19 protein-coding genes are annotated in these 21,682 nt (G+C 72.7%); 7 read left to right on the forward strand and 12 right to left on the reverse strand.

What is annotated here, in order from left to right; translation table 11 throughout:
• The first annotated feature begins 16 nt into the window (after positions 1–16).
• Together ACZ5DC_RS14630 and ACZ5DC_RS14635 are read left to right on the forward strand one after the other, a co-directional pair.
• Positions 17–1,000 (forward strand): ATP-binding cassette domain-containing protein, encoded by a 984-nt coding sequence (locus ACZ5DC_RS14630; protein ID WP_468652641.1) that lies wholly within the window; start codon positions 17–19, stop codon positions 998–1,000.
• Positions 997–1,848: an ABC transporter permease gene (locus ACZ5DC_RS14635; protein ID WP_366748741.1), complete on the forward strand. Its 852-nt coding sequence runs from the start codon at positions 997–999 to the stop codon at positions 1,846–1,848. The genes ACZ5DC_RS14630 and ACZ5DC_RS14635 overlap by 4 nt, the downstream gene beginning before the upstream one ends.
• Before the next feature lie 97 nt (positions 1,849–1,945).
• On the opposite strand, the gene greA is transcribed toward ACZ5DC_RS14635, so the two are convergent.
• Positions 1,946–2,443: a transcription elongation factor GreA gene (greA, locus tag ACZ5DC_RS14640; protein WP_468652643.1), complete on the reverse strand. Its 498-nt coding sequence runs from the start codon at positions 2,441–2,443 to the stop codon at positions 1,946–1,948.
• A 200-nt stretch (positions 2,444–2,643) separates the two neighbouring features.
• Positions 2,644–3,042: a DUF4307 domain-containing protein gene (locus tag ACZ5DC_RS14645; protein WP_468652645.1), complete on the reverse strand. Its 399-nt coding sequence runs from the start codon at positions 3,040–3,042 to the stop codon at positions 2,644–2,646.
• Positions 3,043–3,221: 179 nt separating this feature from the next.
• On the opposite strand from ACZ5DC_RS14645, the gene mca reads away from it, so the two are divergent.
• Together mca and ACZ5DC_RS14655 are read left to right on the forward strand one after the other, a co-directional pair.
• On the forward strand, positions 3,222–4,082 hold the full coding sequence (gene mca, locus ACZ5DC_RS14650) for a mycothiol conjugate amidase Mca (protein ID WP_366748807.1): 861 nt from the start codon (positions 3,222–3,224) through the stop codon (positions 4,080–4,082).
• Positions 4,075–4,323, forward strand: a complete 249-nt coding sequence (locus ACZ5DC_RS14655; RefSeq protein WP_468652647.1) for a hypothetical protein — start codon at positions 4,075–4,077, stop codon at positions 4,321–4,323. The genes mca and ACZ5DC_RS14655 overlap by 8 nt, the downstream gene beginning before the upstream one ends.
• 10 nt (positions 4,324–4,333) lie before the next feature.
• Here ACZ5DC_RS14655 and ACZ5DC_RS14660 read toward each other — a convergent pair whose 3' ends face one another.
• Positions 4,334–7,540 carry a tetratricopeptide repeat protein gene (locus ACZ5DC_RS14660; RefSeq protein WP_468652649.1) on the reverse strand — a complete coding sequence of 1,069 codons (3,207 nt, stop codon included), beginning with the start codon at positions 7,538–7,540 and terminating at the stop codon, positions 4,334–4,336.
• 175 nt (positions 7,541–7,715) lie between these two features.
• Here ACZ5DC_RS14660 and ACZ5DC_RS14665 point away from each other — a divergent pair, with 175 nt between their 5' ends.
• Positions 7,716–9,749 carry a thioredoxin domain-containing protein gene (locus tag ACZ5DC_RS14665; protein ID WP_468652651.1) on the forward strand — a complete coding sequence of 678 codons (2,034 nt, stop codon included), beginning with the start codon at positions 7,716–7,718 and terminating at the stop codon, positions 9,747–9,749.
• A 149-nt stretch (positions 9,750–9,898) separates the two neighbouring features.
• Here ACZ5DC_RS14665 and ACZ5DC_RS14670 read toward each other — a convergent pair whose 3' ends face one another.
• The 3 genes from ACZ5DC_RS14670 to trhA are packed head-to-tail and all read right to left on the reverse strand — an operon-like array spanning position 9,899 to position 12,050.
• Positions 9,899–10,621, reverse strand: a complete 723-nt coding sequence (locus tag ACZ5DC_RS14670) for a Mut7-C RNAse domain-containing protein (RefSeq protein WP_468652653.1) — start codon at positions 10,619–10,621, stop codon at positions 9,899–9,901.
• A gap of 12 nt (positions 10,622–10,633) precedes the next feature.
• Complete coding sequence (locus ACZ5DC_RS14675) at positions 10,634–11,287, reverse strand: TetR/AcrR family transcriptional regulator (protein WP_468652655.1); 654 nt, start codon at positions 11,285–11,287, stop codon at positions 10,634–10,636.
• Between the two features lie 49 nt (positions 11,288–11,336).
• The gene (gene trhA / locus ACZ5DC_RS14680) at positions 11,337–12,050 is read right to left on the reverse strand and encodes a PAQR family membrane homeostasis protein TrhA (RefSeq protein WP_468652657.1); all 714 of its coding nucleotides are present in this window, start codon (positions 12,048–12,050) and stop codon (positions 11,337–11,339) included.
• Positions 12,051–12,330: 280 nt separating this feature from the next.
• Between trhA and ACZ5DC_RS14685 the strand changes: the two genes are divergently transcribed.
• Complete coding sequence (locus ACZ5DC_RS14685) at positions 12,331–14,154, forward strand: phosphoenolpyruvate carboxykinase (GTP) (protein WP_468652659.1); 1,824 nt, start codon at positions 12,331–12,333, stop codon at positions 14,152–14,154.
• Between the two features lie 98 nt (positions 14,155–14,252).
• Here the strand turns inward: ACZ5DC_RS14685 and ACZ5DC_RS14690 are convergent, their stop codons facing one another.
• The 6 genes from ACZ5DC_RS14690 to ACZ5DC_RS14715 form a co-directional block, all read right to left on the reverse strand.
• Complete coding sequence (locus ACZ5DC_RS14690; RefSeq protein ID WP_468652661.1) at positions 14,253–14,879, reverse strand: hypothetical protein; 627 nt, start codon at positions 14,877–14,879, stop codon at positions 14,253–14,255.
• Positions 14,866–16,404 carry a vWA domain-containing protein gene (locus tag ACZ5DC_RS14695; RefSeq protein ID WP_468652663.1) on the reverse strand — a complete coding sequence of 513 codons (1,539 nt, stop codon included), beginning with the start codon at positions 16,402–16,404 and terminating at the stop codon, positions 14,866–14,868. Before ACZ5DC_RS14695 ends, ACZ5DC_RS14690 begins: the two co-directional genes overlap by 14 nt.
• Positions 16,401–17,564, reverse strand: coding sequence for a toxic anion resistance protein (locus ACZ5DC_RS14700; RefSeq protein WP_468652665.1), 1,164 nt, complete (start codon positions 17,562–17,564; stop codon positions 16,401–16,403). Before ACZ5DC_RS14700 ends, ACZ5DC_RS14695 begins: the two co-directional genes overlap by 4 nt.
• Positions 17,565–17,581: 17 nt before the next feature.
• Positions 17,582–18,658, reverse strand: coding sequence for a hypothetical protein (locus ACZ5DC_RS14705; protein WP_468652667.1), 1,077 nt, complete (start codon positions 18,656–18,658; stop codon positions 17,582–17,584).
• A 302-nt stretch (positions 18,659–18,960) separates the two neighbouring features.
• Positions 18,961–19,380, reverse strand: coding sequence for an SCO4983 family protein (locus ACZ5DC_RS14710; RefSeq protein WP_366748755.1), 420 nt, complete (start codon positions 19,378–19,380; stop codon positions 18,961–18,963).
• Positions 19,381–19,469: 89 nt separating this feature from the next.
• Complete coding sequence (locus tag ACZ5DC_RS14715; RefSeq protein WP_468652669.1) at positions 19,470–20,681, reverse strand: pyridoxal phosphate-dependent aminotransferase; 1,212 nt, start codon at positions 20,679–20,681, stop codon at positions 19,470–19,472.
• Positions 20,682–20,807: 126 nt separating this feature from the next.
• On the opposite strand from ACZ5DC_RS14715, the gene ACZ5DC_RS14720 reads away from it, so the two are divergent.
• Positions 20,808–21,644: a hypothetical protein gene (locus ACZ5DC_RS14720; RefSeq protein ID WP_468652671.1), complete on the forward strand. Its 837-nt coding sequence runs from the start codon at positions 20,808–20,810 to the stop codon at positions 21,642–21,644.
• Positions 21,645–21,682: the final 38 nt, after the last annotated feature.

Consider the following 21,682-nt stretch of genomic DNA (forward strand, 5'->3'; position numbering starts at 1 on the left):
CGACGTGGAGACACATATGCCAGGTGCCATCTATGCCGAAGGTCTGGTGAAGACCTTCGGCGACGTAAGGGCACTGGACGGCGTCGACCTCGACGTGCCCGAGGGCACGGTCCTCGGCCTCCTCGGGCCGAACGGCGCCGGCAAGACGACGGCCGTCCGCTGCCTGACGACCCTGCTGCGCCCCGACAGCGGCAAGGCGGTGGTCGCCGGCGTGGACGTGCTGCGGCACCCCGACGCCGTACGCCGCTCCATCGGCCTCTCCGGCCAGTTCGCGGCGGTCGACGAGTACCTGACCGGCCGGGAGAACCTGCAGATGGTCGGGCAGCTCTACCAGATGAGGGCGAAGGCGGCCAAGGCGCGCGCGGCGGAGCTGCTGGAGCAGTTCCACCTCGCCGAAGCCGCCGACCGTCCCGCCAAGACCTACTCCGGAGGCATGCGCCGCCGGCTGGACCTCGCCGCGGCCCTCGTGGTCTCGCCGCCGGTGATGTTCATGGACGAACCGACGACGGGCCTCGACCCGCGCAACCGCCAGCAGCTGTGGGAGGTCATCAAACAGCTCGTCTCCGGCGGGACGACGCTGCTGCTCACCACGCAGTACCTGGAAGAGGCCGACCACCTGGCCCACGACATCGCGGTCGTCGACCACGGCCGCGTCATCGCCAAGGGCACCTCCGACCAGCTCAAGGCCCGCACCGGCGGCGAGCGCGTCGAGGTCGTGGTGCACGAGCGGGAGGAGCTGCCCGCCGCCGCGGAGGTGCTGCGCGGCTTCGGCAAGGGCGAGACCACGGTCGAGGAGCACACCCGCAAGCTCACGGTGCCCGTCACCGGCGGCGCCAAGCTGCTCGCCGAGGTCATCCGCGAGCTGGACTCGCGCGGGATCGAGATGGACGACGTCGGGCTGCGCCGCCCCACCCTCGACGACGTCTTCCTGTCCCTGACCGGACACGCGGCGGAGAGCGCCGCGCAGGACGAGCGCACCGGCAAGGAGGCCGTGAAATGAGTGCCGTCACCGAGACCGCGCCCGTCGCGGCGCCCGGCAACCCCGTGGTCAGATCCGTCCGCGACTCACTGGTCGTAGCCCGCCGGAACCTGATCCGCATGGGCCGGATCCCCGAGATGCTGATCTTCGGGCTGATCCAGCCCATCATGTTCGTGGTGCTGTTCACCTACGTGTTCGGCGGCTCGATCCAGGTCGGCTCCTCCAACTCCACGCAGGCCTACCGCGAGTTCCTGATGGCCGGCATCTTCGCCCAGACCGTCACGTTCGCCACGGCGGGCGCCGGCGCGGGCATCGCCGACGACATGCACAAGGGCCTCATCGACCGGTTCCGCTCCCTGCCCATGGCGCGCGGCGCGGTCCTGACCGGGCGCACCCTCGCCGACCTGGTCCAGACGGCGCTGACCCTGCTCGTCCTCGCGGTCGTGGCCGTGCTGGTCGGCTGGCGCACGCACGAGAACTTCGGCAAGGTGCTCGCCGGATTCGCCCTGTTCCTGCTGCTCGGCTACGCGTTCTCCTGGATCGGCGCGCTCATCGGCCTGTCCGTGCGCACCCCGGAGGCGGCGACCTCGGGCGGTCTGATCTGGCTGTTTCCGCTGACGTTCATCTCGAACGCGTTCGTGGACGCGAACCAGATGCCGGTTTTCCTGCGGCACATAGCGGAGTGGAACCCGTTCAGCGCCACCGTCCAGGCCTGCCGCGAGCTGTTCGGCAACCTGCCGCCGGGCTTCCGGACACCCGACGCCTGGCCCATGCAGCACCCGGTCCTGGCCTCGCTGATCTGGTCGGTGGTGATCATCCTGGTGTTCCGCACCCTCGCTGTGCGCAAGTACCGCTCCGCGACCGCCTGAGAGCCTCGCGGGCTCGGGCCGCCCGCGGCGGCCCGAGCATGACAAGGCCCCCGGCGCCCCTGAGGGCGCCGGGGGCCGTAAGCCGACCGGGCCGGGATCAGCCCGTGTACGGCTCGGCCTTCAGGATGCGGACCGAGGCCTTCTTGCCGTTCGGCAGCTCGTACTCCGCGTCCTCGCCGACCTTGTGGCCGATGACGCCCGAGCCCAGCGGGGACTGCGGCGAGTAGGTCTCGATGTCGGAGCTCGCGTACTCGCGGGAGGCGAGCAGGAACGTCAGCGTGTCGTCCTCGTCACCGTCGAAGGCGATCGTGACGACCATGCCGGGCGCGACGGCACCGTCCGCGGCCGGCGGCTCGCCGACCTTGGCGTTCTCGAGGAGCTGGGTCAGCTGGCGCACGCGCAGTTCCTGCTTGCCCTGCTCCTCCTTGGCAGCGTGGTACCCGCCGTTCTCGCGCAGGTCGCCCTCCTCGCGCGCGGCCGCGATCTTGGCGGCGATCTCCGTGCGCGCAGGACCAGTAAGGTACTCAAGCTCGTCCTTGAGCTTGTTGTACGCCTCCTGGGTCAGCCAGGTGACGTTCTCGCTGGTCTGGGTCACAGGGTGCTCCTCGTCGGTACTGGGAATACAAAGCATCGCCCTACCCAGAAGCATGTTCCCTCATGGATGGGCGAAACCACGAGCCTAACAATTCAACGCCGGAAGGGGGAGGACATAAGCCATCAGAATCACATCAACGCAGGTCAGTGCCTACGCATTCCGGGTGAACCCGGAGCGTGGCCGCGCGTGTTCGGCCGGTGTCAGCCGGCGTGACAGCCCAGCAGCTCGGCCGTCGTCCCCTGCGCCGTCGTACGGAGCGTGACGACCTTGTCGATCCGGGTGGCCGACCCGGAGAAGCGGAAGTCCGCGCGGCCCACCTCGGCGCCGTCGGCCGACTGCGAGCGCAGGGTGCAGTAGCCGGAGGCGCCGGCGTCCTTGCGGACCTCCAGGTGCACCTTGACCGCGTCGCCGGAGGCCTGGAAGGTGATGACCTCGGCGCTGATCTCGTTCTGCGCGACGTAGTGGTAGGCGAAATAGCCGACCAGTGCGAGCAGCACCGCGCCCAGCACCGCACCGGCGATCCTGAGCTTGCGGTCGGCGCGCTGGTCCGAGTTACGGCCGTAGCGGCCCTCGGGCAGCCGCGTGCTCGCGGTACTCATGATCGTCCTCTCCGCGGAATTATTCGCCCCCCGATTCGGTCACTATAGAAGCCGCCCGCCCGCCGCCCGACCACCGCCCCTCCGGGACGCCTCTTCGGGGCGGCACCCGTTTGACCGCACCCCACGACGCGGGGCGCCGACTTACCGAGGATTGAGTCTTGACTGACCAGTTGCGACTGATGGCCGTTCACGCGCACCCCGACGACGAGTCGAGCAAGGGCGCGGCCACCATGGCGAAGTACGTGTCCGAGGGGGTGGACGTGCTGGTGGTGACCTGCACCGGCGGAGAGCGCGGGTCCATCCTCAATCCCAAGCTCCAGGGCGACGCCTACATCGAGGAGCACATCCACGAGGTGCGCCGCAAGGAGATGGACGAGGCCCGGGAGATCCTCGGCGTCAAGCAGGAGTGGCTCGGCTTCGTCGACTCCGGCCTGCCGGAGGGCGACCCGCTACCGCCGCTGCCCGAGGGCTGCTTCGCCCTGGAGGACGTCGACAAGGCGGCCGGTGAGCTGGTGAAGCAGATCCGCTCCTTCCGCCCGCAGGTGATCACCACCTACGACGAGAACGGCGGCTACCCGCACCCCGACCACATCATGACCCACAAGATCTCCATGGTGGCGTTCGAGGGCGCGGCGGACACCGGGAAGTACCCCGAGGACGAGTTCGGCCCCGCCTACCAGCCGCTGAAGCTCTACTACAACCAGGGCTTCAACCGTCCCCGCACCGAGGCCCTGCACCAGGCCATGCTCGACCGCGGCCTGGAGTCGCCGTACGGAGAGTGGCTCAAGCGGTGGAACGAGGCGGAGCGCACTGAGCGCACCCTGACCACCCACATCCCGTGCGCGGACTTCTTCGAGATCCGCGACAAGGCGCTGATCGCCCACGCCACGCAGATCGACCCGGACGGCGGCTGGTTCAAGGTGCCGCTGGAGCTCCAGAAGGAGGTCTGGCCGACGGAGGAGTACGAGCTGGCGAAGTCCCTCGTCGATACCTCCCTCCCCGAGGACGACCTCTTCGCGGGCATCCGGGACAATGCCTGACATGAGCGCAAGCGTGAGCCTGGCAGTGACGCACCTCGTCCCCCTCGCCAAGGAGGTGGACGAGAACAAGGTCACCCCCGGCGTCCTCGGTTTCATCGTCTTCGCGGTGATGGCCGTGGCCGTGTGGGGCCTGATGAAGTCGATGAACAAGCACATGCAGAAGGTCGACTTCAAGCAGTCGCCGGACGCCGACGCGGAGAAGGCCCGGGAACAGGCCGACTCCGCGGCACAGCAGCGCTGACCCGCCGGGGTCAGCCTTCCGCCGGCACCGCCACCCCCATCACCTCCCGGGCGTGGCGGTCCGGAGTCATGCGCAGCCGCCAGGCCTGCCAGCCGGCCTCCAGCTCGACGCCCCGCTCCAGCAGCAGGGCGTACGCCGAGACGTAGTCCGCCAGCTTCTCGTCCCGCAGCGGGTGCGGGGCGCGGGCCAGCTCGGCCAGCTCCTCCTGGGCGACGGCCGTGCCCACCTCCACCCCGCCCGGGGCCGCGTACGGCAGCAGGGTGCAGCGCAGGAAGCGGGCCCAGTCCTCGCCGCGCCGGTCGCCGTAGGACGTGAACAGGGTGAGCGCCTCGTCGCACAGCGCCAGCGCCTGCGGCGTCCGCGCGTTGCCCGCGTCCACCACCGCCAGCTCCAGGCAGGTCCAGGCCTCGCCGTGGGCGACGCCGATCCGCTGGAAGTCGGCGCGCGCGTCCACCAGGAGCTGACGGGCGAAACCGGAGTTGCGCAGCGAGCCGGTCCGCGCGGCCCGCTGGTCCCGGGTCGCCCGCGCCGAGTGGTGCCGGGCACAGGCCAGGCCGTACACGTCCCGTATCCGGGAGAACATCGTCCGGGACCGCTCCAGGTCCCGCACCGCCTGGTCCAGCTCACCGGTCTCCTCCAGCGCCTGCCCCAGGTAGTACAGCGTCCACGCCTCGCCGCGCGCGTCCTCGTTCTCCCGGTGCCGGGGCACCGCCCGGCGCAGGCCCTCCAGGGCCGTGGGGGCGTCGCCGGCCACCAGCCGGGCCCGGGCCAGCTGGGTCAGCGCCCACGCCTCCCCGCGGGCGTCCTGCGTCCTGCCGTACCGCTCCAGCGCCGTCCGCAGCTCCGTCTCCGCGCGCGGCACGTCCCCCAGCCGCAGGGCCAGCTGGCCCAGCTGGAAGTGCGCCCAGGCCTCGCCGTGCACCGAGCCGCCCTCGCGGTGCAGGACCAGCGAGCGGGTGAGCAGGTCCAGGGCCTCCGCCAGCCGGGCCCGGTCGCGCTGGACGGCCGCCAGCGCGTGCATCGTCCACGCCCGGTCCGTCGCCAGCGCCGGTGCCGCCTGCAGGTCCAGCGCCTCCCGGAGCCTGGCCGCCGCCTCGGTGAGGTTGCCCTGGTGGTGCAACGTGATCCCCAGTGAGGTCAGCGCGCGGGCCGCCCCCGCCTCGTGCTGGGCCTCCCGGTACAGGTCCACGACCGAGGTCAGCGTGGTGCGCGCCTTGTCCAGCTCGCCGAGCTGCCGGGCCGCGATGCCGGTGCGCCACTGCACCGAGCGCACCAGCAGCCCCTGATCCACCGACTGCGCCAGTTCGCTGATCTCACCGAGCCGGTACAGGTCGCCGCGCAGCAGGCAGTAGTCGCACAGCGCGCCCAGCAGGTTCAGCACGGCCGCCTGGTCCACGCCCTCCGCGTGGCGCAGGGCCGCCGTGATGAAGCTGGACTCGTCGTCCAGCCAGCGCAGCGCCTCGTCGAGGGAGGGGAAGCCGTGCGAGCCGAACTGGTTCGACCGCGTCGACATGTTCCCGTCGACCAGGCGCAGCACCGAGTCGGCCAGCTCCGCGTAGTTCACGATCAGCCGCTGCTGCGCGGCCGCCCGCTCGGCCGGGTCCTCCTCGTCCAGCAGCCGGGCGTGCGCGAAGGCCCGCACCAGGTCGTGCAGCCGGTAGCGGCTGCCGCGCACGTGGTCGATCAGGCCCGCCCGGGCGAGCGCCACCAGATGCCGGGTGGCCTCGGCCTCGTCGGTGGCGAGCAGGGAGGCTGCCGCCGCCGCGCCCAGCGAGGCCCGGCCCGCCAGGGCGAGCCTGCGCAGCAGCCGGCGGGTGGGCTCCGGCTGGTCGGTGTAGCGCAGCCACAGCGCCCGCTCCACCGGCTCCACCGGGCCGTACGCCCCCAGGTCCGCGGCGAGCTGCCGGGGTGAGCGCGGGCCCAGGGCCGAGCCCGCGACCCGCAGCGCCAGCGGCAGCCCGCCGCACAGCTCGCGGACCCGGTCGGCGGCGTCGGCGTCGTACGGCCCCGACGCGTCCTCGGCCGCCGCGCTCAGCAGTTCCTCGGCGCCCGCCGCGTCCAGCGCCGGGACGGGCAGCTCGTGCACCCAGGCCGGCAGGTCGGCGGGCAGGTCGAGGGGGGAGCGGGCGGTGACCAGCACCAGGCTGTCGGAGCGCTCCGGCACCAGGGCGCGCACCTGCTCCGGGTCCGAGGCGTCGTCCAGCACGATCGTCACCGGCAGTCCGGTCAGATGCCGGTGGTACAGCTCGGCCAGCCGCTTGACCTGCTGGTCGGGGGAGGACCGCTCCCGGAACAGCAGCTGCTCGCGGGGCGCGCCCAGCCGGTTGAGCAGGTGCAGCAGGGCGTCCCGGGTGGACAGCGGCGCCTCCTCCCGGCTGCCGCCGCGCAGGTCCACCACCACCGCGCCCCGGAAGTGGTCCCGCAGCTCGTGCGCCGCGCGCACCGCGAGCGTGGTCCGGCCGGAGCCGGGCTCGCCGTGCAGCACCACCAGCGTCGGCCGGGTCTCGGTGGCCGCACGCGCCGCCTGCGCCCACTGCCTGATCCGCCCCAGCTCCGCCCGGCGCCCCGCGAACGGGCCGTCGGCGTCCGGGAGCTGCCCGAAGGACTGCTCCAGCACCGAACGCCTGCGGGCCGCCGCGCTCTTGTCCGCGCCGCGCAGCGCCGGGCCGGTGCCCTTCTTCCGGGCGCCGGTGGAGGCGCTGAGCACCCGCTGCTGGTCGAGGAAGGGGCGGACGCCCCGCACCTCCAGTGCGGTCAGCCACTGCAACCGCAGCTGCTCCGGGCCGCCGGGCTGGCCGGCCGCGCCAGCGCGGTGGTGGGCGGCGGGCAGATGCGCGCCGGCCGCCTTCACCACCGTCGCCGCTGCGCCCACCGCGCCCGCGGTGACGCCCGCGCCGAGGGCCGTGCCGGTACCGGTGCCGAGGGCCAGGTCGGCCACGGCGGCGGCGACGGCGGCGACCGCCGCGACGAGCAGGGCCGTCCCGGCGCCTTCGCGGGCGTACCGCTGGCCGAAGGTGAGCCGGCCGGCCTCCGCCTCGTCCAGTGCGCGCGTGTAGGCCTCGTACTCCTCGCCGGCCGCACCCGCCATCGCGTCCAGCGCGCCGCGGGCCCGCGCCAGCAGCAGCCGGCCGTCGACCCGCCCGTCCGAACGCCGTACCTCCTCCTCCACGGCCCGCACCAGCAGCCGCTCGGCCTCCGCCCGATGACCGTCCCGCATGTCCCGTCCCCCTCCGGCGGCAACTCCGTCGGGTACGAGTGTCCTTCGGGGACGACGGGATGGCGAGGGGGTGACGATCAGCGGGGCCGCCGCGGCGCCCGACCGTTCGGCGGAACCGCCGGCTGCCGTCCGGGGCTGACGTCCCGTGCGGGGACGGCTGGGGCAGGATGGGGTCATGCCGAATCGACTGGCCCATGAGACGTCCCCGTACCTGCTCCAGCACGCGGACAACCCCGTCGACTGGTGGCCGTGGTCCGGCGAGGCCTTCGAGGAGGCCCGCAGGACCGGCAGGCCCGTGCTGCTGAGCGTCGGGTACAGCAGCTGCCACTGGTGCCACGTGATGGCCCACGAGTCCTTCGAGGACCGGGCCACCGCCGACTACCTCAACGAGCACTTCGTCAGCGTCAAGGTCGACCGCGAGGAGCGGCCGGACGTGGACGCCGTCTACATGGAGGCGGTCCAGGCGGCCACCGGGCACGGCGGCTGGCCCATGACCGTGTTCCTCACCCCCGACGCCGAGCCGTTCTACTTCGGCACCTACTTCCCGCCCGCCCCCCGGCACGGCATGCCCTCCTTCCGGCAGGTGCTGGAGGGCGTCCAGCAGGCCTGGACCACCCGCCGGGAGGAGGTCGCCGACGTCGCCGGGAAGATCGTCCGCGATCTCGCCCAGCGGGAGATCGTCCGGCAGGCCGACGAGGCGCCCGGCGAGCAGGAGCTCGCCCAGGCCCTGCTCGGCCTCACCCGCGAGTACGACCCCCAGCGCGGCGGATTCGGCGGCGCGCCGAAGTTCCCGCCGTCCATGGTGCTGGAGTTCCTGCTCCGCCACCACGCCCGAACCGGTGCCGAGGGCGCGCTCCAGATGGCCCGGGACACCTGTGAGCGGATGGCCAGGGGCGGCATCTACGACCAGCTCGGCGGCGGGTTCGCCCGCTACTCGGTGGACCGCGACTGGGTCGTGCCGCACTTCGAGAAGATGCTGTACGACAACGCCCTGCTCTGCCGGGTGTACACCCACCTGTGGCGGGCCACCGGCTCGGACCTCGCCCAGCGGGTCGCGCTGGACACCGCCCAGTTCCTGCTGCGCGAACTGCGCACCGCCGAGGGCGGATTCGCCTCGGCCCTCGACGCCGACAGCGACGACGGCAGCGGGCGGCACGTCGAGGGGGCGTACTACGTCTGGCGGCCCGACCAGCTGCGTGAGGTCCTCGGGGACGACGCCGGCCTCGCCGCCCAGTACTTCGGCGTGACCGATGAGGGCACCTTCGAGCACGGCCAGTCCGTCCTGCAACTCCCGCAGACGGAGGGCGTGTTCGAGGCCGAGAAGATCGCCTCCGTCAAGGACCGGCTCCTCGCCGCCCGGGACCGGCGGCCCGCGCCCGGCCGGGACGACAAGGTCGTCGCCGCCTGGAACGGGCTCGCCATCGCCGCGCTCGCCGAGACCGGCGCCTGCTTCGACCGGCCGGACCTCACCGAGGCCGCCGTCGCCGCCGCCGACCTGCTGGTCCGGGTCCACCTGGACGAGCACGGCCGGCTCGCCCGCACCAGCAAGGACGGCCGGGTCGGCCCGAACGCGGGCGTGCTGGAGGACTACGCCGACGTCGCCGAGGGCTTCCTCGCGCTCGCCTCCGTGACCGGGGAGGGCGTCTGGCTCGACTTCGCCGGACTGCTGCTCGACCACGTCCTCGCCCGCTTCACCGACGCCGCGACCGGCGCCCTGTTCGACACCGCCTCCGACGCCGAGCAGCTCATCCGCCGGCCCCAGGACCCCACCGACAACGCCGCCCCCTCCGGCTGGACCGCCGCGGCAGGCGCGCTGCTGAGCTACGCCGCCCACACCGGCTCCGCGCCGCACCGGGCCGCCGCCGAACGGGCGCTCGGGGTCGTCAAGACGCTCGGGCCGCGCGTGCCCCGGTTCATCGGATGGGGGCTGGCCGTCGCCGAGGCGCTGCTCGACGGGCCGCGCGAGGTGGCGGTCGTCGGACCGGCCCCGGACGACGAAGGGACGGCGGCCCTGCACCGTACGGCGCTGCTGAGCACCGCCCCGGGGGCCGTCGTCGCCTGTGGCACCCCGGACAGCGAGGAGTTCCCGCTGCTCGCCGACCGCACGCTCGTCGACGGCGCGCCCACCGCGTACGTCTGCCGCGGCTTCGTCTGCGACCTGCCGGTGACGGACCCGGACGCCTTGCGGACGAAGCTGATCACTCCCTGAGAGCGGCGGCCCGCCTGGGGTGCCCGGGCCGCGGCCGCCCCTCAGGCGTGGCTGAGGTGGGCCATACCGGCACGGCCGGAGCGGCCACGAGCGAGGCCCGGAAACTGCCGTACAGCAGCCGGCCGGGCACCGCGGAGCGGGCGGCGTACTCAACCGCTCCGGGTACGCGTGCTCAGCGCCCGTTCCACGACCGCCTCCAGCCGATCGTGGTGCGCGCCCTTCCAGTAGGCCCGGCCGCAGGCCGTGCACTGGGCGAAGACGTCGTAGGAGCGCTGGGTGCCGTGCTTCAGCTGGGCGGCGACCTCGTCCTTGGTGGCCTGTCTCAGCAGGCCGTTGCAGGCGGTGCAGCGGGTCCAGGGCCGGAGGTCGGGGGCGAAACGGTCGAGGACGTCGTGGAGCTGGTCGTCGGGGCGGGTGCTGTAGACGAACGCGCCGGCCCACAGTTCCCGGCGGCGCAGCAGGCCCCGGTCGCGGCTGAGCATGACCCGCTTCTCGGCCGCCGAGCGGGCGGCGAGGGCCGGGTCGCCGATGTCCGTCGACTCGTACGCCGTGTCCACGCCGAGCAGCCGCAGCCGGCGGGCCAGCGTGCCGAGGTGGACGTCCAGGAGGAAGCGCAGGGGCGCGCCGGGCACCCGCTGGGGGCGTTCCACCGGCCGGACGACCAGCCGCTCGGCCGGCCGCGGGATGTGCGAGGGCGGGACCTCGCGGCCGTCCACGACCAGCGCGCCGACCTCGGTGAGCGGTACCCCGAGGGACTCGACGACATGGCCCAGGGAGGAGACGCCGTCGGTGACGACCGTCCGCCGCGGTCGGCGCTGCACGAACAGGCCCAGCTCGGGGGCGAACTCGACGTGGATCTCGGGACCGTTCACCCGGTCAGGATGTCATGGGAGCGGTCCGTGCCCTCGGGGTTTTCCGGTCGGCAGGCCGTGCTCCAGGACGTCCAGGGCCCGGTCCACCATGCCGCGCAGGTCGTCCTGGAAGCCGTTCTCCGCCCACGACATGGTGGCCTCCATCAGACCGCCGACGAGGGCCGTCGCGTAGACGCGCGCTTCGAGGCTGTCCGCGGCCGGCCCGGAGCGTTCGGCGAGGGCCGCGCGCAGCAGGCGCCCGGTCTGCGACATGCTCTCGACCATGCGGGACCGGACGGCGGGGACCCGGACCGCGAGGTGCGCCCGCACCCGCACCATGTCGGGGTCCTCCGCCGTCATCGCGTCGACGGCCTTGTGCATCACGTGCCGCACCGAGTCCGTCCACGGCTCTCCCGCGGGCCGGGCGCGCAGCTCCTCCGCCATCAGCGAGCCGAACTCGTCCGTGAGGACGATGTCCTCCTTGGCCGGGAAGTACCGGAAGACGGTCGACGGTGACACCTCGGCCCGGTCGGCGATCTGGTCGATCGTCGTGGCGTCGTAGCCCTGCTCCTCGATCAGCGCGTAGGTCGCGGCACGGATCGCCTCGCGGGTCTTGATCTTCTTGCGTTCACGCAGGCCCAGCCGGGGCCGGTCGGCGGGGGAGAGCGGGGAGCGTGCGGGCCTCATACCGGTCATTGTCCGGCATCGGCCGTGGCGGGGGCCACGGCCGGAGGGGTCACGTGTGCTGGTACGCCACCAGCGAGATCCCGACGTAGTGGACGACGAACGCGGCGAGGGTGAAGGAGTGGAAGACCTCGTGGAAGCCGAACCAGCGCGGTGACGGGTTCGGGCGCTTGATCCCGTAGATCACGCCGCCGGCGCTGTAGAGCAGGCCGCCGACGACCACCAGGACCAGGACCGCGACGCCGCCCGTGTGCAGGAAGTCGGGCAGGAAGAAGACCGCCGCCCACCCCATCGCGATGTAGCAGGGCGTGTACAGCCAGCGTGGGGCGCCGACCCAGAAGACGCGGAAGACGATGCCGGCCGCGGCGGCGGCCCAGATGCCCCACAGCAGCCACTGGCCCTTGGCGCCGGGCAGGAGCAGCAGGGTCAGCGGGGTGTAGGTGCCCGCGATGATCAGGAAGATGTTGGCGTGATCGAGGCGGCGCAGCACGCCGTCCATGCGCGGGCTCCAGTCGCCCCGGTGGTAGAGCGCGCTGACGCCGAACAGGAGGCAGGCCGTCAGGGCGTAGATGCCGCAGGCGACGCGGCCTCTGGTCGAGTCGGCGAGGGCGGTGAGCACGAGGCCCGCGATGAGTACGGCCGGGAACATCCCGAGGTGCAGCCAGCCACGGAGCCTGGGCTTGACCGGGTGCGGCAGGGAGAGCGCCACGGGGCCACGGCCGGCGGCCGGCGTGTCCGTGGGCGCGTCGGAGGCGGACGCAGTCATGGTCCGCATGGTACCGACGCCTCCGTAAGCCGTTCGTCAATGCACGGTCAATCAAGTCATCCGGCAAAAAGTCCTTCAGCTGAACCCCACATGGACGCAAAGAGCCGTGGTGACCGTGGGATTCCTCACCCCGCTCACTTGTGATGCCCTCTGGACAGATGGGCACTAGACTCGGATGATCAAATGAGTGCGGTCGGCACCGGATGAGCAGGCTACGAAGCATCCGGGTCGCGGCCCCCACGGGGCGAGAACACAAAAAATCCCTCACTTAGGAGCAATCGTGGCGCGCGACATCGCGGCTCCCACCGTCGTCCCCACCCACCACCGGGAACTGGTCTCGTGGGTCAACGAGATCGCCGAACTGACGCAGCCGGACAGCGTGGTCTGGTGCGACGGGTCCGAGGCCGAGTACGAGCGGCTGTGCGAGGAACTGGTCGCCAAGGGAACCTTCCGGAAACTCGACCCGATCAAGCGCCCCCACTCCTACTACGCCGCCTCCGACCCCTCCGACGTCGCGCGCGTCGAGGACCGGACCTTCATCTGCTCGGAGAAGGAGGAGGACGCGGGCCCGACCAACCACTGGAAGGCCCCCGCCGAGATGCGGGACGTCTTCACCGGCGAGCAGGGCCTGTTCCGGGGCTCCATGCGGGGCCGCACGATGTACGTCGTGCCCTTCTGCATGGGCCCGCTCGGCTCCCCGCTGTCCGCGCTGGGCGTGGAGATCACCGACTCCGCCTACGTCGCCGTCTCGATGCGCACGATGACGCGCATGGGCCAGGCCGTCCTGGACGAGCTGGGCGACGACGGCTTCTTCGTCAAGGCCGTCCACACGCTCGGCGCCCCGCTGGAGCCCGGCCAGGAGGACGTCCCCTGGCCCTGCAACCGGACCAAGTACATCTCGCACTTCCCCGAGTCGCGCGAGATCTGGTCCTACGGCTCCGGCTACGGCGGCAACGCCCTGCTCGGCAAGAAGTGCTACGCCCTGCGCATCGCCTCCGTCATGGCCCGCGACGAGGGCTGGCTGGCCGAGCACATGCTGATCCTCAAACTCACCCCGCCGCAGGGCGAGTCCAAGTACGTCGCCGCCGCCTTCCCCTCCGCCTGCGGCAAGACCAACCTCGCCATGCTGGAGCCCACGATCTCCGGCTGGACCGTGGAGACCATCGGCGACGACATCGCCTGGATGCGGTTCGGCGAGGACGGCCGGCTGTACGCGATCAACCCCGAGGCCGGCTTCTTCGGCGTCGCGCCCGGCACCGGTGAGCACACCAACGCCAACGCGATGAAGACCCTCTGGGGCAACGCCGTCTTCACCAACGTCGCGCTCACCGACGACGGCGACGTGTGGTGGGAGGGCATGACCGAGGAGCCCCCGGCCCACCTGACCGACTGGAAGGGCAACGACTGGACGCCGGAGTCGGGGACCCCGGCCGCCCACCCCAACGCCCGCTTCACCGTGCCGGCCGCGCAGTGCCCGATCATCGCGCCGGAGTGGGAGGACCCGAAGGGCGTGCCGATCTCGGCGATCCTCTTCGGCGGGCGCCGCGCGACGGCGGTGCCGCTCGTGACGGAGTCCTTCGACTGGAACCACGGCGTCTTCCTCGGCGCCAACGTGGCCTCCGAGAAGACCGCCGCCGCCGAGGGCAAGGTCGGCGAGCTGCGCCGCGACCCGTTCGCGATGCTGCCGTTCTGCGGCTACAACATGGGTGACTACATGGCCCACTGGGTCGACGTCGCCAAGGACAAGGACCAGTCCAAGCTGCCGAAGATCTACTACGTCAACTGGTTCCGGAAGAACGACGAGGGCCGGTTCGTCTGGCCGGGCTTCGGCGAGAACTCCCGGGTCCTGAAGTGGATCGTGGAGCGGCTGGAGGGCAGGGCCGGGGGCGTCGAGACCCCGATCGGCATCCTGCCGGCGAAGGACGCCCTGGACACCGACGGCCTCGCTCTCTCCGACTCCGACATGGAGTTCCTGCTCACGGTCGACAAGGAGGTCTGGCGCGAGGAGGCCGCGCTGATCCCCGGGCACCTCGACACCTTCGGCGACCACACCCCGAAGGAACTGTGGGACCAGTACCGGGCGCTGGTGGAGCGCCTGGGCTGAACCGCCCGCCCATGACTCCGCGGCCGGTCGCCGTGCCCTGACCAGCGATCGTCACGACCGGCCGCGGTGAACGCCCCCCGGGCCCCGGCACGCGCACGTCAGGCGCCGGGCTCACCGCCCCCCGTCCCGCCCCGGTCCTCCAGGTACCGGGTGTGGGACTCCTGGCGGCGGGCCTCGGTCTCGCCGAGCTCCGCCGCGAGCCGCCCGGCCTCCCGCCGCAGCAGATCGAGCTGCCGCTCCAGATGGCGTTCGGGCGGCTCGGTGCCCGGCGCCAGACGCGTCCACCAGCGCGTGCGGACGAAGGCGTCCACGGCCTCCGGGAGGTCCTGCCGCACCGCCCGGGAGACGGTGTGCACGGCCTCCGGGTCCCGGGCGAGCGCCTCGGCGGCCCAGCCCGGTTCCAGCAGCGCACCCAGCAGCCCGGTCAGTTCGCCGAGCCGGGCGGCGGCCCCGGGCGGCAGATCGACGTCCGCGAGGTAGTCGCCGAGCCGGCCGAAGTCGGCGCGCAGCTCCTCCAGTCGGGCCGACGGGCTCGGGAAGCCCGGCAGGGCGGGCCGCTCCGGCGGGGCGATGAGCGCGCCCGCGCCGTACAGCCCGGCCACCACGACCGGCCAGTACGGTCCCGCGACCCCGGCGAAGGTCAGCACCAGACCGAACAGCCCGCAGGCGCCGCCGGTGATGTTCTTGCGGGACTCCAGGTAGCCGAGGACCTCACTGGTAGCCACGGATCTCCTCGAAGGCGCCGTCCAGCGAGCCCTGCCGGGCGTCGAAGAGGCGGCCGCCGGTCAGGTCGGCGATGTGCCGCAGCTCGGAGCGGGAGGAGTCGCCGAACAGGATCGGGAAGACCGGGATGTCCCGCCGGTCGCGGCCCAGGGCGCGGTAGAAGCCGTCGAAGTCGCCGGCCTCCGCGCCCGCGGTGTTCTCGCCGTCGGTCATCAGCACGATCGAGGTGAACGTGTCCCGGCCGGCGCCGAGATGGTCGTACGCCTGCTCCAGCGAGGTGTAGACGGCGGTGCCGCCGTCGGCGGTGAGCGCGTCGGTGTCCCGGCGGATCGCGGCGAGCCCGGCCCCCGGGTCCTTCGGGTCGACGACGTGGGTGCGCACGCTCTTCACGTCCGAGCCGAACGGCATCAGCGTCACCTCCTCCCGGTCCCGGAAGTCGCCGGTGAGCCCGGTCAGCGCCTTCTTCAGCGCCGCGAGCCGGTCGCCCTCCATGGAGCCGGAGGTGTCCAGGACGTACACCGTGCGCGAGGGGCGGCGCAGTTCGTTCTCGTACGCGTCCAGCAGCCCGTCGGCCACCGAGCGGCTGCCGGGGAAGGGCAGTTCACGGCGCCGGCCGGTGTCGAGGCCGGCGGCGGGCCGCACCGAGGGCACGACCGGCCGGCGGTGGGTGGTGTCGGTGATCAGCTTCTGCACGGCGTCGGTGCGCAGGTCGGCGGTCACCTTGCGGACGTCCTCGCGGGTGCGGGCGTCGGTGGACGCGAGCGAGGAGAGCGGGTAGTCGGCGGTGACGACGCCGTCGCGGGGGCGGATCACGGTGAGGCCCGGGATGCCCTTGAGGACGGACTCGTAGTTGAGCAGGGCGTCGACGGTGCCGCGCCGCCGGTAGGCGGAGGCGAGCCAGCCCGACGAGCCCGAGGTCAGCTTCTGGCCCTGGAAGAACTCCTTCAGCCGGGGTGTCGCCTTGGCCACGTCGGCGTCCGTGAGCGCGGACTGGGCGCCGGAGAGGGCGGAGGCGACCGAGACCAGCGTGGCGAAGCCCGAGTTGGAGCGGGCCGGGTCGGTCATGCCGTAGGTCAGCTTCCCGTCCTGGACGGCCTGTTCCACCTGGGACCAGGTGACGTCCTCGGGCTTCCAGCCGAGCCCGCGCACGGTGGCCGGCCGGACGCCGACGGCGACCGGGCTGGACATGACCGGCGTCTCGGACACCACCTTCCTCGCCGCCTCGGGCCGCAGCCGCAGGTAGTCGTCCGACGACAGCCACAGCGCGTCGTACGCCCCGTCCGCCTTCCCCCGGGCCAGCAGGTCGACGGCGTCCAGGGTGCCCAGGTAGGTGGGCCGGAGGGTGATGCCGGTGTCCTCGCGGACGCGGTCGAAGACGGCCGTCATGTCGCTGAGTTCGCTGGAGGCGAGGATCCGCAGCGTGCCGGGTTTCGGCGCGTTCGGGTCGTCGCCGGTGTCCTGTGAGGTGCACGCGCTCAGCAGGCCGGCGGTGACGGCGGCCACGGCGATCAGGGAGCGTCGTCTCATCCGAGGCCCCCCTCCAGCGCGCCCTGGGCGCGGCTGCGCTCCAGGTGGGCGGAGGCGCCACGCAGTTCGTCCGTGAGGGACTGGACGGTGTTCGCCATGACCTCGGTCGCCTGGACCTTGTAGCTGTCGATGGCGTCGAGGGTGCGGTAGATCTGCTGGAACGCCGCGCGCAGGGTCTCCGCGCCGACCGCCGGGTCGGCGGCGATGCGCTGGATCTCGCCGCTCTGCGTGGCGAGCATCTCGGCGTTGCCCCGGATGAGGTCCTCGGTGGTGCCGCGCAACGCGTTGACCTGCTCGACGACCTTCTTCTGGCTGTCCAGGGCGGAGGCCAGCATCACGGAGATGCGCAGCGCCGAGACGGTGGTCGTGGCGGCTCGGTCGACGCCCTTGATCAGCTCGTCGTTGTTGCGGCGCACGACGTCCATGGCGAGGTAGCCCTGCGCGCACACCGCCAGCTGGGTGAGCAGGTCCTGGTGCTTCTGCCGGACCGGGAAGAGCACGTCGGCACGGAGGGCGTCGGCCTCCTGCGGGTCGCCGGTCCCGGCGATGTGCTCCTCCACGGCGGCGTCCAGGGCCTGGGTGAGGACGACGTACTCCTGGAGCTTGCCCATCGTCTCCCACAGCCGGACCCGCTCGGTCTGCAACGCGGCGTTGTCCCGGCGCAGTTCGTCCTGCCCGCCGCGCAGCGCGCCCACGATCCGGTTCAGGCTGCCCTGCGCGGAGGCGTACGCGGCGAGGTGGTCGCGCAGCTTGTTGCCGCCGGGCAGCCGGGACAGGAACCTGCGGCCCTTGCCCGCGGGCAGGTCCCGCGGGTCCAGGTCCTCCACCACCCGGCGCAGTTCCACGAGCGAGCCGGCCACCTTGCCCTGGGCGTCCCCGCCCTTGCCGGGCAGGCTGCGCACGGCCCGCTCCAGCATGCGGTTGGACTGGACGGCGGCGGTGCGCATCTCACCGGCGCCGAGCGCGGTGATCTCGCCGACCTTGCCCGCGAACTCGGGCGAGCGGGCGTCGAGCACGGCGAGCTGCTCGACGAAGGCGGTGGCCCTGCGGGCCATGTCGGTGCGCACCGCGTCCTCGACCGGCACCAGACCGCCGGCCTTCTCCCTGGGCACGGGTGGTACGGGGTCGGGCGGGGTGAGCTGGAAGTCGCTGTCGGTCATGCGGTGGGTCCCCCGTGTCATCCGCGGGCCCGGCGGGCCATCTCGTGCAGCACCGCGGAGGTGGGCACGGGCGCCTGCCGGACGCCGGTGAGCTTCTGGTTGAGGTAGGCGGCGCGGCCGGCGGTGGCCGCGACGAACTCGGCGGCGTCGCCCTGCGGCCGGAATCCGTGCCGGACGGCGAGCCTGCGCAGGGCCGGGTCGGTGCTGAGCAGCTCCCCGAGCGCGCGGCCGTCCGCGTCCAGGGGTACGACGGTGTGGTCGCTGTTGACGGTGGTGTCCGGGTACAGCACGACCAGGTCGTCCACGTCGTGCCGCTCGGCGAGGAGCGCGGCGACCTGTGACTCGTACACCAGCACCAGCGGGTTGCCCGCGCCGCTGACGAAGTCCCGGAACACCGCGTCCGTGCTGGACTGCTGGGCGCCCTGGACGCTGACGAGCTTGTGCAGCAGGGGAGCGGTGCGGTCGAGGCCGGCCTTGTCGGCGACCACCTTGCCGCCGTTGGCCACGTAGGAGGCGGCGGCGAGGTAGAGGGCCCCGGAGTTGGACGACTCGGGGTCGGTGCTGGCGATGTACAGGGTGCCCGTCAGCTCGCCGTGGGCCTTGGCGCCCTTGAGCTGCTGCCAGGTGCGGTCGTGCCGGGCGGCGTCCACGTAGGCGCTCGTCCGCAGCGTGCCGCGGTTCTTCCCGTCCAGCACCGCCAGGCCGCCTGCGGCGAGCACGTCGGCGGCGGCGCGGTGCGCCACGACGACGAGCGGCGAGTAGAACGGCCGGGGCAGCGGCTGCTGGACGTGGTACTTGAGCGCCAGCTGGTCGGCGGGTGCCTGGCTGGACGGAAAGGCGAAGTCGTACCCCTTGAGGTCCAGCCCCTCCATGGCCCAGGACCCGGAGGCCTCGGTCTTGACGGTGTAGCCCTTGGCGGCGAGGGCCTTCACCACGTCGGGATCGGCGAAGAAGTCGGCCTTCTCCGATCCGATCACACCACGCACGGTCTTCGTTGCCGTGCCCTTGTCCTCCCCTTGCCGGCCCGCGACGACGGCGGCCACCACGCCACCGATCAGCAGGACCGCGAGGACGATTCCCGCGATACGTCTCACGCCGGGAGCGTGCTCCCGAAATCCCACGTTCCGCCCGCGGCGAGATGAACGGGGGGTGACGTCCCGTTCCCGGTCTGCAACGGGAGGTCGTCATTCCGGAACGGGCCGCGGGAACGGCACGGGAGAGTGCCGGTCACTCCTTCCCCGCCGTGGCGGCGCTCTCGCCCCGGACGGACCGGCGCCCCGGAAGGAGACGAACCGCACCCCACGCCCGGCCCGGGACGAGCGCGGCGTATGGCGCCCGGTCCGCGCGTCGCTGCGGGTGCGCGCGGACCGGGGCCGATCGGGGGACCCCGCAGGGGTCAGGCGGTGCTGAGTTCCTTCGGGTCGGCGGACAGCGCGGCGGCGTGCGCGTCCATCCGCTCGGCCGAGAGGATCGCCGCCGCCGTGTCGGCGCGGGACGCGGCGACCACGAGCGCGCGCCCGGCGAGGGCGTGCGCGCGCCGGTGCAGGGCGCCGGGGTCACCGGCCGCGGCCGGCGCCGCCCGCAGCGGCGTGCGCCCTCCCCGCAGCCGGGCCACCTGCGCCGCGAGGCGCTCCGCCGCCGTGTCCAGGCCGGCGGACGGGGACAGTGCGCGCAACTCGTCGGTCACCGCGAGCAGCGCCGCCAGGTGCCCGGCGAGCTGGATGTCCAGCTCCTCCTCGCGCGACCGGTGGGGGAAGTCCGAGGGGGTGCCGGCCATCGTGCTGTGGACCGACTTGGTGCGGATCGGCTCGTACATGGGGGATGGCCTCCTGTGCTCTGACAGGAAACCATCCTAGCTTGGATTTCGTCTAAAGTTGAGTCGGGTCACGGAACGGAGCCCGTCGATTACGGCTGGCTGTATCCGTCCAGGAAGGTGCCGATGCGGGTCACCGCGTCCCGCAGGTCCCCCACCGTCGGCAGCGTCACCACCCGGAAGTGATCCGGCTCCGGCCAGTTGAAGCCCGTGCCCTGGACGACCATGATCTTCTCCTTGCGGAGCAGGTCCAGGACCATCCGCCGGTCGTCCTTGATCTTGAAGACGTCGGGGTCCAGCCGCGGGAACAGGTACAGCGCGCCCTTCGGCCGTACGCAGCTCACCCCCGGAATCCGCGTCAGCAGCTCGTACGCGGTGTCCATCTGCTCCTTCAGCCGGCCGCCCGGCAGCACCAGGTCGTTGATCGTCTGGCGTCCGCTGAGCGCGGCGACCACCCCGTGCTGCCCCGGCATGTTCGCGCACAGCCGCATGTTCGCCAGGATCGTCAGACCCTCGATGTAGGAGTCGGCGTGGGCGCGCGGGCCGGAGATCGACATCCAGCCGACGCGGTAGCCGGCCACCCGGTACGCCTTCGACATGCCGTTGAAGGTGAGGGTGAGCAGGTCGGGGGCGACCTTGGCGGTCGGGGTGTGCGTGGCGCCGTCGTAGAGGATCTTGTCGTAGATCTCGTCGGAGCAGACCAGCAGGTTGTGCCGGCGGGCGATGTCCGTCAGGCCCCGGAGCACCGTCTCGTCGTAGACCGCGCCGGTGGGGTTGTTGGGGTTGATGATGACGATCGCCTTGGTGCGCTCGGTGACCTTGCGCTCGACGTCGGCGAGGTCCGGCATCCAGTCGGACTGCTCGTCGCAGCGGTAGTGCACCGCCGTACCGCCGGAGAGGGACACGGCCGCCGTCCACAGCGGGTAGTCCGGCGCCGGTACGAGCACCTCGTCGCCGTCGTCCAGCAGGCCCTGCATCGCCATCACGATCAGCTCGGAGACGCCGTTGCCGATGAAGACGTGCTCGACGTCGGTCTCGATGCCGAGGGTCTGGTTGTGCATCACGACCGCGCGGCGGGCGGCGAGCAGGCCCTTGGCGTCGCCGTAGCCGTGCGCGGTGGAGACGTTGCGGAGGATGTCCTCCAGGATCTCCGGGGGGCACTCGAAGCCGAAGGCGGCGGGATTGCCGGTGTTGAGCTTGAGGATGCGGTGGCCCGCCGCCTCAAGCCGCATGGCCTCCTCGAGAACCGGGCCCCGGATCTCGTAACAGACGTTGGCGAGCTTGGTCGACTGGATCACCTGCATGTGCGTGAGCTTACGACCCGGTAACGCCTCATGGCTCGTGTTTTCCGCCACGTGAGACACGGAGATTTGCCCGAATATCACCGTCGGGTGTCTCAGGAGTCGCTTGCGTCCCTACAATTCGCTGACATGTCCACGGAACGGGAGTACGAGGCGGGGGCGGACGGCATGGACGGAGCGGGCGGCGCGTCCGGGGCCCGGCCGAACGTGTACCTCCCGCAGCCGGCTCCGGCCCCCGCGTACGAGCAGTACGCCGACCCCGCCGCCGCGCACGGCTGGCAGAACGCCTACGACGCGACCCGCGAACTGCCCGCGCTGTCCGAGGCCGACGAGGTTGCGGGGGCTCAGGGTCCTGAGGCGGTGGAGGAGACCGCGCAGGCCCTTGCGGCGCCCGAAGCCGGGGACCACGCGGAAGCGACGCGTCCGTTCGGCTCCGTCACGGCCGCCGGTGTGCCCGGCGAGGGCCGGGCCGGCCGACGGCGGGCCGCGCGCCGCGCGGGCGGCCGGCGCCGGGTGGCGATCGTCGCCGGGGTCCTCGGCGCGGCCGGTGCCGTGGCCGCGTTCGCGGCGCTCGGCGGCTCGGGCTCCCCGGCCGGCGCGCGTTCCGAGGACGGCAAGAGCGCGGGCGTCGACTCCGCTCCCGCGAGCCCGCGCGGGGACACCGGCTCGCCGAGCGCGAGTGCCCCGGCGTCCGGCGACCCCGCGCCGTCCCGCCCGGCCACCGCCTCGGAAACCGCCGCCGGGGGAGCCGCGCACAGCGGGACGGCCGACGGTCCGGCGGCCACCACCACGCCCTCGGCGCCGGGCGGTTCCCCGTCCGCCACGCCGACGCCGACGCCGCCGCCGACAACGACGACACCGGCCCCCACGGTGACGGCGTCGTCCGGCACCCCGCGGACGTCACCGTCCGGCACCCCCGGCCGGGGCCACGGCCACGGCCACGGCACGCCGAGACACCCACACTGAGGGCCAGGCCGCAGCGTGCGGCACCACGCCTCCAACAC

It is taken from the genome of Streptomyces sp. NPDC031445 (assembly GCF_055581365.1).

Coding starts and splice junctions, on each gene's coding strand:
- ACZ5DC_RS14630 (WP_468652641.1), top strand. CDS start 17: ATGCCAGGTGCCATCTATGCCGAAGGTCTGGTGAAGACCTTCGGCGAC.
- ACZ5DC_RS14635 (WP_366748741.1), top strand. CDS start 997: ATGAGTGCCGTCACCGAGACCGCGCCCGTCGCGGCGCCCGGCAACCCC.
- ACZ5DC_RS14645 (WP_468652645.1), bottom strand. CDS start 3,042: ATGAGTACCGCGAGCACGCGGCTGCCCGAGGGCCGCTACGGCCGTAAC.
- mca (WP_366748807.1), top strand. CDS start 3,222: ATGGCCGTTCACGCGCACCCCGACGACGAGTCGAGCAAGGGCGCGGCC.
- ACZ5DC_RS14655 (WP_468652647.1), top strand. CDS start 4,075: ATGCCTGACATGAGCGCAAGCGTGAGCCTGGCAGTGACGCACCTCGTC.
- ACZ5DC_RS14660 (WP_468652649.1), bottom strand. CDS start 7,540: ATGCGGGACGGTCATCGGGCGGAGGCCGAGCGGCTGCTGGTGCGGGCC.
- ACZ5DC_RS14665 (WP_468652651.1), top strand. CDS start 7,716: ATGCCGAATCGACTGGCCCATGAGACGTCCCCGTACCTGCTCCAGCAC.
- ACZ5DC_RS14675 (WP_468652655.1), bottom strand. CDS start 11,287: ATGAGGCCCGCACGCTCCCCGCTCTCCCCCGCCGACCGGCCCCGGCTG.
- trhA (WP_468652657.1), bottom strand. CDS start 12,050: ATGACTGCGTCCGCCTCCGACGCGCCCACGGACACGCCGGCCGCCGGC.
- ACZ5DC_RS14695 (WP_468652663.1), bottom strand. CDS start 16,404: ATGAGACGACGCTCCCTGATCGCCGTGGCCGCCGTCACCGCCGGCCTG.
- ACZ5DC_RS14700 (WP_468652665.1), bottom strand. CDS start 17,564: ATGACCGACAGCGACTTCCAGCTCACCCCGCCCGACCCCGTACCACCC.
- ACZ5DC_RS14710 (WP_366748755.1), bottom strand. CDS start 19,380: ATGTACGAGCCGATCCGCACCAAGTCGGTCCACAGCACGATGGCCGGC.
- ACZ5DC_RS14715 (WP_468652669.1), bottom strand. CDS start 20,681: ATGCAGGTGATCCAGTCGACCAAGCTCGCCAACGTCTGTTACGAGATC.
- ACZ5DC_RS14720 (WP_468652671.1), top strand. CDS start 20,808: ATGTCCACGGAACGGGAGTACGAGGCGGGGGCGGACGGCATGGACGGA.